Annotated in this window: 17 protein-coding genes; 7 read left to right on the forward strand and 10 right to left on the reverse strand. The window is 35.0% G+C overall.

Annotation, left to right across the window (positions count from 1 at the left end):
• Positions 1 to 19: 19 nt before the first annotated feature.
• The gene (locus AA0017_RS06190) at positions 20 to 754 is read right to left on the reverse strand and encodes an alpha/beta hydrolase (RefSeq protein WP_413380198.1); all 735 of its coding nucleotides are present in this window, start codon (positions 752 to 754) and stop codon (positions 20 to 22) included.
• A gap of 205 nt (positions 755 to 959) precedes the next feature.
• On the opposite strand from AA0017_RS06190, the gene AA0017_RS06195 reads away from it, so the two are divergent.
• Both AA0017_RS06195 and AA0017_RS06200 read left to right on the forward strand, forming a co-directional pair.
• Positions 960 to 1511 carry a phosphatidylglycerophosphatase A gene (locus AA0017_RS06195; RefSeq protein ID WP_413380199.1) on the forward strand — a complete coding sequence of 184 codons (552 nt, stop codon included), beginning with the start codon at positions 960 to 962 and terminating at the stop codon, positions 1509 to 1511.
• A gap of 95 nt (positions 1512 to 1606) precedes the next feature.
• Positions 1607 to 1789 carry a hypothetical protein gene (locus tag AA0017_RS06200; protein WP_003323951.1) on the forward strand — a complete coding sequence of 61 codons (183 nt, stop codon included), beginning with the start codon at positions 1607 to 1609 and terminating at the stop codon, positions 1787 to 1789.
• Positions 1790 to 1990: 201 nt separating this feature from the next.
• On the opposite strand, the gene fumC is transcribed toward AA0017_RS06200, so the two are convergent.
• Positions 1991 to 3376 carry a class II fumarate hydratase gene (gene fumC, locus AA0017_RS06205; RefSeq protein ID WP_413380200.1) on the reverse strand — a complete coding sequence of 462 codons (1386 nt, stop codon included), beginning with the start codon at positions 3374 to 3376 and terminating at the stop codon, positions 1991 to 1993.
• Positions 3377 to 3779: 403 nt separating this feature from the next.
• Here fumC and AA0017_RS06210 point away from each other — a divergent pair, with 403 nt between their 5' ends.
• From AA0017_RS06210 to AA0017_RS06225, 4 genes are all read left to right on the forward strand, one after another.
• A complete protein-coding gene (locus AA0017_RS06210) occupies positions 3780 to 4733 on the forward strand; it encodes an ABC transporter permease (RefSeq protein ID WP_413380201.1) in 954 nt (317 codons plus the stop codon).
• Positions 4723 to 5670, forward strand: coding sequence for an iron chelate uptake ABC transporter family permease subunit (locus AA0017_RS06215; protein WP_413380202.1), 948 nt, complete (start codon positions 4723 to 4725; stop codon positions 5668 to 5670). The genes AA0017_RS06210 and AA0017_RS06215 overlap by 11 nt, the downstream gene beginning before the upstream one ends.
• Complete coding sequence (locus AA0017_RS06220) at positions 5664 to 6422, forward strand: ABC transporter ATP-binding protein (protein ID WP_413380203.1); 759 nt, start codon at positions 5664 to 5666, stop codon at positions 6420 to 6422. The genes AA0017_RS06215 and AA0017_RS06220 overlap by 7 nt, the downstream gene beginning before the upstream one ends.
• Positions 6423 to 6545: 123 nt before the next feature.
• Positions 6546 to 7532 (forward strand): siderophore ABC transporter substrate-binding protein, encoded by a 987-nt coding sequence (locus AA0017_RS06225; protein WP_413380204.1) that lies wholly within the window; start codon positions 6546 to 6548, stop codon positions 7530 to 7532.
• Between the two features lie 145 nt (positions 7533 to 7677).
• Here AA0017_RS06225 and msrB read toward each other — a convergent pair whose 3' ends face one another.
• The 8 genes from msrB to AA0017_RS06265 all read right to left on the reverse strand — a co-directional run bounded on the left by msrB (position 7678) and on the right by AA0017_RS06265 (position 13504).
• Positions 7678 to 8115, reverse strand: coding sequence for a peptide-methionine (R)-S-oxide reductase MsrB (gene msrB / locus AA0017_RS06230; RefSeq protein ID WP_413380205.1), 438 nt, complete (start codon positions 8113 to 8115; stop codon positions 7678 to 7680).
• A 2-nt stretch (positions 8116 to 8117) separates the two neighbouring features.
• Positions 8118 to 8651 (reverse strand): peptide-methionine (S)-S-oxide reductase MsrA, encoded by a 534-nt coding sequence (msrA, locus tag AA0017_RS06235; protein ID WP_413380206.1) that lies wholly within the window; start codon positions 8649 to 8651, stop codon positions 8118 to 8120.
• Positions 8652 to 8731: 80 nt separating this feature from the next.
• The gene (locus AA0017_RS06240) at positions 8732 to 9814 is read right to left on the reverse strand and encodes a Ger(x)C family spore germination protein (protein WP_413380207.1); all 1083 of its coding nucleotides are present in this window, start codon (positions 9812 to 9814) and stop codon (positions 8732 to 8734) included.
• Positions 9811 to 10902 (reverse strand): GerAB/ArcD/ProY family transporter, encoded by a 1092-nt coding sequence (locus AA0017_RS06245; protein ID WP_413380208.1) that lies wholly within the window; start codon positions 10900 to 10902, stop codon positions 9811 to 9813. The genes AA0017_RS06240 and AA0017_RS06245 overlap by 4 nt, the downstream gene beginning before the upstream one ends.
• 30 nt (positions 10903 to 10932) lie before the next feature.
• Positions 10933 to 12450, reverse strand: a complete 1518-nt coding sequence (locus tag AA0017_RS06250) for a spore germination protein (RefSeq protein WP_413380209.1) — start codon at positions 12448 to 12450, stop codon at positions 10933 to 10935.
• Positions 12451 to 12557: 107 nt separating this feature from the next.
• Positions 12558 to 12704, reverse strand: a complete 147-nt coding sequence (locus AA0017_RS06255) for a YvrJ family protein (protein ID WP_413380210.1) — start codon at positions 12702 to 12704, stop codon at positions 12558 to 12560.
• On the reverse strand, positions 12704 to 12925 hold the full coding sequence (locus AA0017_RS06260) for a DUF2922 domain-containing protein (RefSeq protein WP_413380211.1): 222 nt from the start codon (positions 12923 to 12925) through the stop codon (positions 12704 to 12706). Before AA0017_RS06260 ends, AA0017_RS06255 begins: the two co-directional genes overlap by 1 nt.
• Before the next feature lie 372 nt (positions 12926 to 13297).
• Positions 13298 to 13504: a DUF1659 domain-containing protein gene (locus tag AA0017_RS06265; RefSeq protein WP_413380212.1), complete on the reverse strand. Its 207-nt coding sequence runs from the start codon at positions 13502 to 13504 to the stop codon at positions 13298 to 13300.
• A 318-nt stretch (positions 13505 to 13822) separates the two neighbouring features.
• Here AA0017_RS06265 and AA0017_RS06270 point away from each other — a divergent pair, with 318 nt between their 5' ends.
• The gene (locus tag AA0017_RS06270; RefSeq protein ID WP_413380213.1) at positions 13823 to 15619 is read left to right on the forward strand and encodes a PAS domain S-box protein; all 1797 of its coding nucleotides are present in this window, start codon (positions 13823 to 13825) and stop codon (positions 15617 to 15619) included.
• Positions 15620 to 15700: the final 81 nt, after the last annotated feature.

Consider the following 15700-nt stretch of genomic DNA (forward strand, 5'->3'; position numbering starts at 1 on the left):
TTGTTTGTCATTTTTTTCGTTATTCAAAAGGCAAAAGTTTCTTTAAGCCATTCTCTAAATCTTTTTGCCAATAAGTCCACGTATGATCACCGTCAAATTCACCATATGTATAATCAATTTTAAGCTTTTCTAACGCTTCTTTTAATTGCCGGTTCGGTTCAAGGAAGTCAAGCACTTGACCATTTGTCGTTTTGACCGCTGTTTCTTTTTGACCGATCATATGATAAATAGCCAACCCATCAATAGTGTTCGCATCTGAAACAGCCTGTAATACGGTCTCATTCACTAATGGTGAATGCATCATCACTTGACCAAAAGTAGCTGGGTATTTTAAAGCAGCCATTAACGATACTGTGCCAGCTAAAGAATCGCCAGCTAAAGTACGACTGCTTGCTAATGAATGAAGAGGGAATTTGTCTTCAAGGAACGGCATTAATTCATCCACTAAAAATCGTAAGTAAGAAGCAAACTTTTCCTCATCCGGATGATATCTTTTACGACGCTCTTTGACAGAAGGATATGGAACCCCAATAATAATTACTTCACGTAATTCCACCTCTTCAATTAAAGTGTCGACTTGCCTTGGAATTCGACCTAGTTGAAAGTAATCCTGTCCATCTTGGCAGATTAACAAATGATAACTTTTCATTGGGGTAAAATTCGGTGGAGTATAAATCATCAGCTTCTGTTCTTCATTTAGAAACTGACTATTAATAATTGCTTCAGATAAATCTCCATTTAATTGATTCACCATGTTGTCACCTACACTTTCATCAAACTTTTCTTTATCTTATCATATATTTAGTGAGGATTAAGCAATGGTGCTCAAAATCATGTTGTGCATAAACAGAAAGATGAATCGCCTAACTTTGGGCAGTGAATTAGATTTGTGGTAAACTAAATCAAAGGAAAAGGTTTTTATTTGCTAATTTTCTTATAGAGAATCAAGGAGGTCTGTTATGAAAAAGCCAGTCTCGTGTGATGTTGTTGAAAATGCAGCTAGAAAAAAATTAATGGAGCGTGGTGTCTCAATTGAAGCCATCGCTGAAATTGTTTATGAAATGCAGGTTCCTTATAATCCAAATTTAACGATTGAAGACTGTTATGAAAGTACAAATGCCGTATTATTAAAGCGAGAAATTCAACATGCTATTTTAGTTGGTGTGGAACTTGATCAATTAGCTGAAGAGAAAAAGCTTTCTGAACCGCTGCAATCGTTAATTGATTCAGATGAGGGCTTATTTGGTGTAGATGAGACGATTGCCTTGGGCTCTGTCTTTGGATTTGGGAGTATCGCGGTAACAACTTTTGGGTATTTAGATAAACAAAAGGTTGGGATTATTCATGAACTCGATAATCGAAAAGAACAAGTACATACTTTTCTTGATGATTTAGTTGCGAGTATTGCCGCAAGTGCTTCTGCAAGACTTGCTCATCGTCAAAGAGATTTAGAGGAAAATAGACGTTTAGAAGATATAAAAAAGCGTGAAAATGAGGAATTAATAGGATAAGTTATTCTTTCGATGAGACGATTGTATGTAACTAGTTGAAAAGGGAATAATAGGTTAAGAAATAGGATGACTATGAATGAAGGTAAGGGATTCGAATGGAAGCACAAGCACCTAAATGGATTTATTATCGTCAATTATTTCGCTCTAAATTCCAAGCCAGTTGTATTAAAGCCAAAATTGAAGATAACTGGCATAATGGGTACGAGATTGGTCCGGTCGTTGAAGTTAGAAAATTAAAAACGAATAAATATGTCGTACGTTATACGTATGATGAATGAAATGCAGAAAAAGAACAATAAAATAGAGGTAGCCGTGGAAGGAGAAACAACTTCTAAAGTCGAGATAAGAGGGCTTTGGGGTTGTTTTTTGTTTTGTAAAGTAACAAATAGCGAGCACTTATAGCCAAAAAAGTAGAGGCAAGGCTCGCTCAACCAATCGTTACAAAGATTCTACCGGTGTTTGTTTTTAATAATTTTTCCTTATTTGCGTGGATGAATCATCTCTTCCGGCTTTACGAGTGCATCAAATTCAGTAGACGTTAATAAGCCAAGCTTTAGAGCCGCTTCTTTTAAAGTTGATTTTTCGGCAAAAGCTTTTTTCGCAATTTTAGCCGCATTTTCGTAGCCGATATGTGAATTTAAAGCTGTAACAAGCATTAAAGAGCGTTCTACATTTTCAGTCATCTTGCCACGGTCTACTTCTATTCCTACTAAACAACGGTCATGGAAGCTAACAAGGCCATCCGTTAATAACCGAATTGATTGTAAAACATTATAGGCAATAACAGGCTTAAACACATTGAGTTGATAGTGACCTTGACTAGCGGCAAATGAGATCGTCGCATCGTTACCGAGGATTTGACTTGCGACCATCGTCATTGCTTCAGATTGAGTTGGGTTGACCTTACCCGGCATTATCGAGCTCCCTGGTTCGTTTGCAGGAATCGTAATTTCAGCAATTCCTGAACGTGGCCCACTTGCTAATAAACGAATATCATTGGCTATTTTAAATAGGTCAGCGGCGAGAGCTTTTACTGCACCATGAAAATGAACGAGCTGATCATGGCTTGTTAAAGCATGAAAGTAATTATTTGAATGAACAAAAGTACGACCTGTTTGTATGGTTAACTGTTTGGCCATTTCATTACCAAATGAAGCTGGAGAATTTAAACCAGTCCCAACAGCGGTGCCGCCAATGGCCAACTCCCGAACATATTCAAGGCTTTCACGGATCATTTTATTTGATTTTTTGAGCATTTCCTTCCAAGCACTGACTTCTTGCCCGAATGTGAGGGGAGTGGCATCTTGTAAATGGGTTCGACCTACTTTGATCACATCTTTAAATTTATCCTCTAATAAGGTTAAAGTCTTAATCCATGTTTGAATCGCAGGAAAGAGATTTTTCTCTGTTTCATATACAGTTGCAATGTGCATCGCCGTTGGAAAAGTATCATTTGAGCTTTGGGAGCGATTAACATCATCATTCGGATGGACTTTTATATTCGTATGATCTAATTGTTCATTAGCCATAAAAGCAATGACTTCATTCATGTTCATATTCGACTGTGTTCCACTACCCGTTTGCCAAACGACAAGAGGGAAATGCTCGTCAAACTGACCGGTTAAAATTTGTTCACAAGCGACTACAATGGCTTCTTTTTTCTCGATAGCTAAATCGCCATTACCTGCATTGACAATGGCCGCGGCTTTTTTTAATTCGGCAAAAGCATAAATGAGTGGTTTTGGCATTTTTTCTTCACCAATTTTAAAGTTTTCAAGACTTCTTTGAGTTTGAGCCCCCCAAAAACGGTTCTTTGGAACTTTAACTTCACCTAATGTATCACGTTCGATTCTCATTTCGGTCATTACGATTCCTCCCTCATTTTCAATTAACTTGTAAATAAAGTGTGACATAATCGTGAATAAAAACCAATAAATTAGTCCTCGCAAAATTATAGTACAAGTGGTTTTAATACGATAATATAGCAATGTGTGTCTTATTATATCCGCTCTTTTCATGAAATAAACATAAAAAAACCTTATGAAACAAGGTTAATAAAAGATTGATAGAAGGGTGTTAAAGAATAATCGATAGTTAAATATTTTATTAAGATAATAAAAATAATTCCCAGAAAAAGTAGGGAAACAATGTTGACATAAATAATGATAACTATTATCATTGGGGATGTGATTGATAATCATTTTCGTTGAGAAAGCCTATAGGTGAGAATTATTATCAACTATAAACCGGTTTTAAAAAGGAAGAGTTATGAAAAATTTATACCTACTTATCGTCTGTTTCATCTTAAGCATCGCTTCGCTTTTTATAGGGGTAAGTGAAGTGAATTTATCAGGTTTATTACGCTTAGATGAGAACCAATTACATACTCTTATTCATAGTCGATTTCCTAGATTGATTAGTATTATCATTGCAGGTTCAAGTATGGCGATTTGTGGCTTGATTATGCAGCAGTTAACGAGAAATAAGTTTGTCTCTCCGACAACAGCAGGAACAATGGATTCAGCAAGCCTTGGTATTATGGTTTCGATGCTCATGTTTGCTTCAGCTACAATGATGCAGAAGATGGTTATTTCTTTTTTGTTTGCCCTAGCTGGAACGTTAATATTTATGAAGATTTTAGACAGAATAAAGTTCAAAAATACAATATTTATTCCATTAGTAGGTTTGATGTTTGGTAATATTGTAGGTTCGATAACGACCTTTTTTGCTTATTCAAATGACTTAATTCAAAATATTTCTGGCTGGTTACAAGGAAGCTTCTCATTAATTACGACAGGGCGTTACGAAATGTTATATATTAGCATTCCGTTATTAATTATTGCGTATCTATTTGCGAATCGATTTACGATTGCAGGGATGGGGGAAGAATTTTCGGTCAATTTAGGCTTGAATTATAAACAAGTCGTCAATATTGGCTTAATTATAGTCGCAGCTATCACTTCTGTCGTTGTCTTAACTGTTGGGATGATTCCGTTTTTAGGATTAATCATTCCGAATATCGTGGCCATCTTCCAAGGCGATAACTTAAGGAAAAACCTCCCAACAACAGCGTTATTAGGAGTTGCCTTTGTCATCCTCTGTGATATTATTGGGCGCGTTATTATTTACCCATATCAAATTCCGATTGGTTTGACTGTTGGTGTTATTGGAAGTGCGATTTTCCTCTATTTATTAATAAGGGGGAGAAAGCATGAGCAATAAATCTAAGATTCTATTATTATCTCTGTTAGCCATTAGTTTTACAGGTCTATTTCTTTTTTATGATTTACGGAGCTGGGAGTACGCATTGCCCCGTAGAGGTGTAAAAATATTAGCGATTATTGTAACAGGGGCAGCGATTGCTTTTTCAACAGTTGTCTTTCAAACGATTACTAATAACCGTATTTTAACACCGGGATTAATTGGTTTAGGTTCCTTATACCAATTGTTTCAAACCTTTATTATTTTTGCATTTGGTTCAACAAGTTTTCTAGTCATAAATAAGTATTTGAATTTTGGGATTTCTACGGCCTTGATGGTTGTTTTTGCGATGATCCTTTATAAGCTTTTATTAAAAGGTGAAGGAAGAAATGTCTTTTTCCTTTTATTAGTTGGAATTATTATGGGAACTTTTTTTGGGAGTATTTCAACGTTTCTACAAGTTCTAATTGATCCTAATGAATACTTAAATGTTCAAAATCGATTGTTTGCTAGTTTTAACAATGTGAACTCCGATTTATTATGGGTTTCGATTACGATCTTTGTGATTACGACGATTATCTTCTACCCTCAATTGAAATATTTAGATGTTCTCTCATTAGGAAGAGAGCAAGCGATTAATTTGGGGGTTAATTATGATAAGGTTGTTCAAACTTTATTAATTTTTGTTGCCATTCTCATTTCTATAGCCACAGCATTAGTCGGACCGATTACATTTTTAGGTTTGCTGGTAGCGAATGTAGCGTATGAAATGGTTAAAACATATAAACATAAAATCATTATTCCAGTGGCAATGCTCGTTAGTGTGATCGCACTAGTTGGCGGTCAACTAATTGTTGAACGACTGTTTAGTTTTTCAACACCTATTAGTGTCATTATTAACTTTGTTGGTGGTGTCTACTTCTTATATCTTTTATTAAGGGAGAGTAAAAAATGGTAGAAGTAATGAATGTATCAAAGCTATTTGGAGATAAAGCGGTTGTTAATAATGTCTCAGTCAAAATTCAAAAAGGAAAGATCACTTCTTTTATTGGACCTAATGGAGCGGGGAAAAGCACCCTTCTTTCGATGATAAGTCGCTTAACAGTTGCTGACTCTGGAGAAATTTTGATTGATAACTCCAAATTAGCTGATACAAAAAGTAATGATTTAGCCAAAAAAATCTCGATCTTAAAACAATCCAATCATATTAATATTCGTCTAACGATTCGTGAACTCGTCTCATTTGGACGTTTCCCATACTCACAAGGAAATTTAAAAGAAGATGATATTGCTTTTATTGATGAAGCAATTCGTTATATGGAGTTAGAAGATATTCAAGATAAATATTTAGATCAACTAAGTGGGGGGCAACGCCAGCGTGCTTATATTGCGATGGTTATTGCCCAAGACACGGAGTATATCCTTCTTGATGAGCCATTAAATAATTTGGATATGAAACATTCGGTTCAAATTATGAAAGTGTTAAAACGAATGGTGAAGGAACTTGGCAAAACCATAGTGATTGTTTTACATGATATTAATTTTGCTTCCTTTTATTCCGATCATATTGTGGCCTTAAAAGATGGTCAAATTGTTCATGAAGGCCCAACAAATGAGATCATTAATAACGGAGTCCTACGTGAAATTTACGATATGGATATTACGATTAATGATATTAATAATCAACGTGTTTGTGTTTATTTTGTTTAAGTAACTTTGATAATTAAGAATAAGGATGAGTGCGCAAAAGAGAAGTCGACGCTCACAGGATCCAATTTGCGCATAATTCCTTAGCTCTTTATTATATAAAAAATACCATAGGGGTGTATTTAGATGAAGAAATTATGGATGTTTATGTTAGCTGCACTAGTAGCAATAGTTCTTGCAGCTTGCGGTTCAGACGATGTCTCTAATGAGGCAGAAGAGCCAGTAGAGGAACCAGATACAGAAGAGACAACAGGTGGCGAAGAAGAATCAACTTCTTTAACATATACACATGATTTAGGTGAAACAACACTTGAAAAAAATCCAGAAACCGTTGTTGTTTTTGATATGGGTGTATTAGATATTCTTGATGGTTTTGGAATTGATGTTGCGGGAGTACCACAATCTAATGTCCCAGAATACCTTTCTAAATATGCAGGTAGTGAATATACAAATGCAGGTAGTTTATTTGAACCAGACTTTGAAGAAATTTATGAATTAGATCCAGACTTAATCATTATTAGTGGACGTGCGTCAGAGGCATATGAAGAATTGGAAGATATTGCTCCAACTTTATTTATGGCATTAGATACGTCTAATTATTATGAATCATTTGAAAATAATGTAAATATCATCGCTGAAATTTTTGATAAAGAAGCAGAAGCAGAAGAAAAATTAGCTGAAATTGAAACACAAGTTCAAGAAGTACAACAGTTAGCATCTGAAAAAGAAGCAGCAGGTTTAATTGTGATGGTTAATGAAGGAAGTATGTCTGCTTACGGATCTAATGGTCGTTTTGGAGTTTTACATGATGTCTTTGGTGTAGAGCCAGTTGATTCAGGTATTGAAGTGTCAAATCACGGACAAGAAATTGATTTTGAATATGTAGAATCACAAAATCCTGAATATTTATTCGTGATTGATCGTGGAGCGGTTGTAACTAGTGGCGACGCTAGTGGCAATGATCTTCTAGACAACGCGTTCATTCAAAGCACACAAGCTTATGAAAATGATAATATTATTTTCTTAAATCCTACTTATTGGTATATCTCTGGTGGTGGTTTAACATCATTCCCAGGAATGATTGAAGAAGTGAAAAACGGATTAGAAGATTAATCTTAAGGGGGCTGTCCCATCAGGTCGTGAAAACGACCTAATGAGGGCAGTTCTTTTTTTATTTAAGTTGAGGGTTGCTGTCGAGAGTCATTTGGTCGGGGATAGTATGTAAAAAAGGAAGAGCGAAATTAGCTCTTCCTTTTAATCATTTCTTAAATAATTTTTGATACTCTGCATATCCTTCTTTCTCTAATTTATCTTTAGCAATAAATTTAAGAGAAGCGGAGTTGATACAATAACGTAATCCGCCCTTATCTACGGGACCATCAGGAAAAACGTGTCCTAAATGAGAATCAGCCTCTTTACTCCGTACTTCTGTTCGAACCATAAAGTGACTACGATCTTCTTTTTCAATTATTTCTTCCTCATCAATTGGTTTCGTAAAGCTCGGCCAGCCACATCCAGCATCATATTTATCATGTGACGAAAATAGCGGTTTTCCAGAAACGAGATCTACATAGATTCCTTCTTCTTCTAGTGAATAATATTCGTTTCGAAATGGGGGTTCTGTTCCATTATTTTGGGTTACTTCATATTGGAGCGGGGTTAATTTCTTCTTAAGGTCTTCTTTTTTTGAGTTCACTGTTATACCTCCCAATTATGTTTAATAAAATCAGCACGACCAGACCCTTTTTGATAGCGCTCATAATGGGTTGGGTTTTTCTGATAATAATTTTGATGATAGTCTTCGGCTGGATAAAAAGGTTTAGCTGGTAAAATCTCAGTTACGATGGGCTTGTTAAATTGTCCGCTACGTCCGAGCTCATCCTTTGATTTTTCTGCTAATTCTTTTTGCCTGTCATTTTGATAAAAAATGGCTGTTTTATAAGAGTGACCTCGATCGTAAAATTGGCCACCAGCATCTGTTGGATCAATTTGTTTCCAGAAGATGTTTAGTAGTTCTTTATAGGAAATAACGTTTGGATCAAAAGTTATTTCAACAGCTTCATAGTGGCCGGTACTTTCAGAACATACCTCCTGATAAGTTGGGTTTTCTGTAAATCCTCCTGTATAACCGGAGACAACAGAGTCTACACCATCATATCGATCAAATGGTTTAACCATACACCAAAAACAACCTCCCGCAAAAACGGCTTTTTCTGTATCCTTTTTGTTCATTGTTTCACCTCGCCAAAAAAGTAGAGTACATATATTATAGCATTTTAGTTACCATTAACGCTTCGGATATGACCTCAATATTATTGCTTGATTCCTTTGTCGACAATGATAAGCTTTGGATTGATGGTAACATCCATATTTTTATAATAAGCTTGCCATTGATTTAAATCAAAATCACTATTTTTAGAACGAACTAAGCTACCAATACCAATCGGATCAATCCCTAACTTTTGAAACTTCTTAATAAGAGCTTTGGATTGCTCAATTACATCTTTTTGTAGTAAATCATGAATCTCCTTTAATTTTTTATCAGAAATCTCAGTGCCTGAATACTCGATCAGCTGAATTTTCATTTTTATGTCAATTTCAATATTCGGTTCATTTGAATTTTTTTCAATTCGAAAGTGTGGAACTGAATGAATGGTTCGGATCATCGCATATTCATCTTTGTTTTTTATTTCAAGTTCATGTGTCCCCCTATTAAATCTTTGGGTCAAAAGTTTTAAAAAAAAAGCTTCCGTAATATCGATGGAATCAATATATTTATCGTCTTTTAACAAAGCTAAGCCACTAATTTGGATACTGTTTTCATATTGTCTTAAAATAGGTAAATAAGGGTCTTGACCTTCCTCGTAATTTTGATTTAAAAAGACCAAAAGATTGGTTTCAGGAATGTTTTGCCCTTCTATATTCTGTTGGAGTAGTTCTTCTATATAGATAGACACTTCTTCCTCATGGTCATATTTTTGGCTGAGCATCTCTTTAGCGGTTCCTTCGACAATGCAGATACGATTACGTAACCCAATCGTTGCATTTCTAGTGAAACTGTCAATAGTGGTCATGATCCCTTCTTTACTGGCCAGTTCGTTATTTATTAAAATCGTTTTTAGTTTACCACTATGCAATTTTTTCGACGATTGTGTATTTAATTTTAACCTGGCATCTCGACTAGCCTTGGCTTGAGCTGAGATCGTCTCACTCATAATCATGTACTCTTGTTGGTAAAGTGGGACACTAATGGTCGCTTCGATTTGCTTGTCCGAAATATAATCAAAACCTACCACATTCATAAGTTGGACTTCATCGATAATATTAGTAGCTATACAGCCACTCATTAAGCAGCAAAAAGGGATAAATATTAACGTTTTAGAGAATAAATTCATTTGAACAACTTCCTTTTGAGCATAGTAATTAAAAATAGAATCGGAATATAGAAATACAAGAAATAAAGACCTAAGCTCGACATAAAATTATTTAATTGATCAATTTCTTGTCTTGATTGAAACATAAGGGCAATGAAAAAGACGGAAAGGGCAATCAGTCTTAACATTTGACGATGAGGCCAATTGAACATCTCTTTTAATCCGCGACTCGCAGCCCAAATACATAAGGCAATATTTGGGGTAATAATAATGAGCCAAGAAGCGATCCCTAAATATTCAAACCGTTCAATAAACGGTAATTGCACGATTTTCCAAGAAGTAATTAATGGCCAAATCACTGTAGCGATATGACCGGGACTGTAAAAAGAATAATGAACGATTGTAATCATTAAATATATTAATAGCGTATATAAATTTCCGAAGTGAGCCCATTTTTGAGAGGTAACCCCATTTTTAATAAATGGATAAGCCAATAAAAGAATCTCCGGACCTAAATAACTTAAGGTCATTGTTTTGGTCGCTTCGATTTGCTCTTTAATTGTCGTATCAAATAAAGGCAAAAGACGATGGAATTCGGCAAATTCTAATGGGACAAGAGCGGCTAATAAAAGAAAAAAGGGAATGATTATACTAAAAAAGCTAATCCCCACGACGACTCTAAACCCTTGAGTGATCATATAGTAGGCCAACAAAGTTAAAATAAAACAAATGGACCATATAGGGATATCAGGAAAAATCCAAATCTGAATGATTTCAATATAAGTTCTTAATACGACAATGGCAGCGAGGGTAAAATAAGCAACAATAAAAAGCGAGAGAAGTCCTCCAAAAATCCGTCCGAATGTTTGGTTATGAACGGTAATAATATCATGTTGTTTAGGACCAAGAATTTGATAAATCATCCAAATAAATAGGTGAATACATAAACCACTAATAATGACGGCGATCCATCCTTGGTACCCAGCTGCATCTGCCAAATACCTTGTAAAGCCTAGCACACCAACTCCTGCTTGCATTGAATGGACAAGGTAAAAAACTAGAAATGGTTCTACTAATAACGCTTCAATATTCCCTTTTTTCTCTTGCATGATTGTGCCTCGTTTCTTCCTACAGTCTAGTTACATGCCTTCATCAATATCCTTTTTTTGTTTTGCTTTTCTTTTATTGAATTTTTCAGGTCTTTTTGTAGTCAATTGATCAGGTCGAGAAGATTGAAAATTAAAAGGCATTCGAATAAAAGCGTCCTTAAAATCTCGAAGATTAAGTGGGTAAAGTGGTGCTAAATAAGGACGATTTAATGATTTGATCGATAATAAATGAACTAACAAAAACATAAATAAAATCGTCAGTCCAATTAACCCCCATAATTGAGCAGCAAATATAAAAGGGAATCGAACTAATCGAATGGTGTTACCAATCCGATAAACAGGAGTTGTAAATGAAGCTAGTGCAGCAAGGGCAACAAAAATCAGTAATACATTACTTGTCAATCCAGCTTCAACAGCCGCTGTTCCAATAACGATCCCGCCTACGATACCAATCGTTTGCCCTACTTTTGTTGGCAGTCTTGCCCCTGCTTCTCTTAATAATTCAATTGTTATTTCTAAAAATAGAGCTTCTAAAATTGGAGGAAACGGAATCTGATTTCTCGATAAAATTAAAGTTGCTAGTAAATCCTGTGGAATAATTTCAGCATGGTAAGTTAAGGTTGCTACATAAAGAGGGGTAGCAAAAATAGAAAACCACACCGCAAAAATTCGAATTAAGCGAAAGGCAGAAGCAATATGCCATGATAAAAAATAGTCCTCAAAGGAAGAGAAAAATTCTATAAATGTTGTCGGAGCCGTAATAACTTGTGGGGAACCATTTACAAAAACGGCTATTTTCCCTTCCGCTAATTCTGCGGCAACCCGATCCGGTCTTTCTGTATCAATAAATTGAGGGAATGGGCTATTTGAAAAATCTTCAATTAATTGATTAATATAAGAGCTATCACTGATTGTTTCGATTTCAATCGTCGTAATCCGTTCGATCATCGTGTTAATGTTTTCATTATTAGCAATTGAATCTAGGTACATAATAATAACTTTTGTTTTAGAAAGAGTACCAATTGTATATTCCTTTGTTATGAGATTAGGTGTTGGAAGTCTTTTACGAACTAAATTTATATTGACGTCAATTGCCTCAACAAAGGCTTCTTTTGGACCTATAACACTGAATTCAACTTCAGGGATGGTGACATCTCGGACTTCTTCCTGTGGGAGCATCGCAATTAAACAAGTTTCTTGTGATTCTTCAATGAGCTGGATAACGACAGCACCTATCATCAGAAGTTCAGTCATTTCCATCGGACTATGAACTATCTTTACATTTTCTACATGAAGAAGTGGAATTATGTCATCTAGGTTAATGAAAAAACCATTCCGGAGAGGTTCAATAACTTGGCGTTCCAATTTAATATGATTGATTAATGGTTGGTAATAGGATAACCACAGTTTTTGAGATTGTGTATAAAATTGGTGATGAGTGAAGTCACTTGATTGTTTGTGCTTTTCAATTGCTTGACTGAAGGTACTGAATTCACTTTCTTCTATTTTGGGCATCGTTAATTTCTTTTTAAAAGAAAACCAAGACATTACACACAATCCTCCTTTTCTAGACTTATCATAGTATGGTTTTAATAAATGAAAATTATGTAAAAAAACACTCATAACTAGTAATCTAGTTATGAGTGTTTGCATTATTATGACTCCATTTTGTGGGGGAGTTGTTCTACAGCTAAAATGACATGGTCTAATTTTTGCTCGAGGCGATGGAGCAAATAAAAGGTAACAATAACAGGAAAGCTATATTCTGCAATAAAAGGAAGCCATGACTCTAAAGAAATCATTAGATTGGGAGCTCGATGGTTTCTACTTGTCTGTCCACTAAACGGGCACCACGAATGGCTGTGATATCTCCACCATTTGAAGTGAGGACATTAGCAGAAATCATTTCTAGCATTGCTTCGTAAATCGCCTCTGGATTAACAGGTTCAGTAGGATAATCAACAGAAACGGTTACTTGTTTTTCTGTTTCATTTTCAAATAATAACTCAAGTTTTTTACTCATTTTTTTCCTCCTTAATTATAAAGCGGAGTCCGTTTGGTCAGAAGCGAGAAAAAATAAGGGGCGGCTTATGAAGACGCTTTTTGTCTTCAAAAGACGAACCGATTTTTCTCGAGCTTCTAACGGACGTAGCTAGATTGAATAAAAAGCGAAGTTCGTTTGGTCAGAAGCGAGAGGAGTGGAGTTTGGATTACTCCGTCAACTGCATGCCCTACGCGTTCCGCGGGTGGGTCGGGAGCCTCCTCGTAAAACTGCGGGGTCTCCCGTTCCTCACTAATCCCGCAGGAGTCTCCCGGCATTCAGCTGACTCCGTTTTGGTTAATCAAAAGCCATTTGTTTCAACTTAAAAGTGAACATTTTGATGACGTAGCTAGATTAAATAATTCCATACTGGTTAGTACGTGTTGCTGAATCAAGCTCAAGTGATTGTAGGGATACAAATGATTGGACAAATTGCACTAAATCAACATCTGCTGCTTCTCCTTTTACATTTTGAAAGGACTTAGTTGTAAAAACGGTATCTCCGTATGAATCGGTTCCTATAATAAAGGTCATCGCTAAACGTGAATTTTGATTTTCCATCTCGTTCACCTCCTTTCAATTTATAAATCGAAAGAAAGATAAAAAAAGGTGAAGGAAATTTTAATTTTAAAAAAGTAGTTTTTTGACTAAGGAAAAAGGAGAACTATGTCGTTTGAGGTTCACTGTTTTAAAGTTAATCAATGGAAAAATGTTCCTTCATGGGAGAAACTACAGATCCTTCCAGAAAGTAGTCATGATAACGTTGTATATGTTGAAAAATGTCGCTAAAAAAACTGTAACTATTTCAGATATTAGGAGGAATTGTATAGTGAAAAGAGAATAATATTACTGAACTCATAAAGTTAAGGGAGAATGGATATGGATGTAGTACCATTATTTCAAAGGTGTTTTAATGCTACTGTTACTTGGCAGTCTGTTATAAATGATCAAGGGGAGATTATTCATGTTAATGATACCCTTTGTGAACATTTAGGATATAAGCGTGAGGAATTATTAATGTTATCTTTTTATTCTTTGTTAGAAAAAGATGCCCACCTAAAGTTAATGTTTTATAATCATCATACTATGAAAACTAATATTAAGCTGATTCATTCTTCAGGGAAGAAAACAGAGGTTAATGCTGTTATTAGTCCATTAACAAAAGAAAGTAATGAACAAGAACTATATTTACTTCAATTTGAACCGATTAATGAGAGCACTCCTCCTCATTTTTATGATTGGCGAGAAAGCAATGAGGAGAAAGAAATGAATCGTACATTGCCCAAAATAGTTTTAGAAAACCTCAAAGATGCAATGATGACCATCCATGTTGATGGTAAGGTTCTTTTTATGAACAAAGAGGCGTGTAAGATGTTAGGGAAACAGTCAAATGAAATTCCTCATCTTAATTTTTGGAATTTATTAAAAGAGCAAGATATAGAAATTACAAATAAAATCAATGAATTTTTAGCAGGAGAAGAAAGGTTTGAGACGGAACATTATATTACGAAATTGGACTGCTGGTATGATATTCGAGCGTACAGAACGGAAGAAAAGATCACTTTATTTTTTCTGAATATTTCAAAAAGGAAAAAAGCCGAGCAGTTTCTACGTGATAGCGAATTGCATTATCGGAGTTTAGTTGAACATATTCCGGAAACGATTACTGTTCACGATGGTCATAAGTTTATTTATATGAATCCAGCAGGCATTAAATTATTTAAAGCAAATGATAAAAATGACATTGTCGGACATGCATTAAGTAAACTCTTTATCGGTCAAGAGTATCGAAGGGCAAAAGAGAACATTCGTTTACTGTTAACTGATAAAAAGAAAATGACGACGACTATCTTTCGATTACGTTGTATAAATGGAGAATATCGAGAAGTGGAGGCTTCAACAACGATTATTTTATATCACGGAAAACCTGCCTATCGTACGATTTTTAAAGATGTTTCTGAAAGGAAAAGAGTCGATAATATATTAAGAAAATCAGATAAGCTTTCAGCTGTTGCTCAGATGGCTGCAGGTGTTGCTCATGAAATCCGTAATCCATTAACATCGGTAAAAGGATTTTTGCAACTTTTTCAAAAGGAAAAAATGTATAATGAGCAATTTCTAACGCTTATTATGGAAGAATTAGAAAGAGTCGAATCGATTATATTTGAATATTTAACATTGGCCAAACCTAATTATGAGACTCCTTTTAAACGTATCAATGTTCAAAAATTATTGGAACAAATTATAAAGTTAACGGAAACTCAATCCATTATAAAGAATGTCTTTTTTGAATTTGAATATGAAGAAGTCCCACCGATATATGGGAGTGAGAAGCAGTTGAAACAAGCGATTATGAATTTAATTCGCAATTCAATAGAAGCGGTTGAACTAAATGGAAAAATTAAATTGAAATTAAAAAATCACCCCGATGAACAAGTGTGTATTCAAATTGAAGATAATGGTTGTGGAATTTCTAAAGAAAGAATCGATAGATTGGGGGAACCTTTTTATTCAACAAAGGAAAAAGGGACAGGTTTAGGCTTGATGGTCTGTTACAAAATATTAGAACATCATAATGGCATATTAAATGTTCATAGTGAAATTGATGTTGGTACAAAAGTTGAAGTTATATTGCCTGCTTTTATCCCGATACCAGAAGAAGTTTTATTAACATAAGAACTTTAGGTTAAGGACAAACGTTTGCTTTAGACTACTTAATTTTTTATCATTTTCGTCAGTCATGAGGCTGTGGAATAA

Origin of the sequence: Alkalihalobacillus phoenicis, from assembly GCF_047302405.1 — a bacterium.
In the GTDB taxonomy this organism is placed as follows: Bacteria; Bacillota; Bacilli; order Bacillales; family Bacillaceae_D; genus Alkalihalobacillus.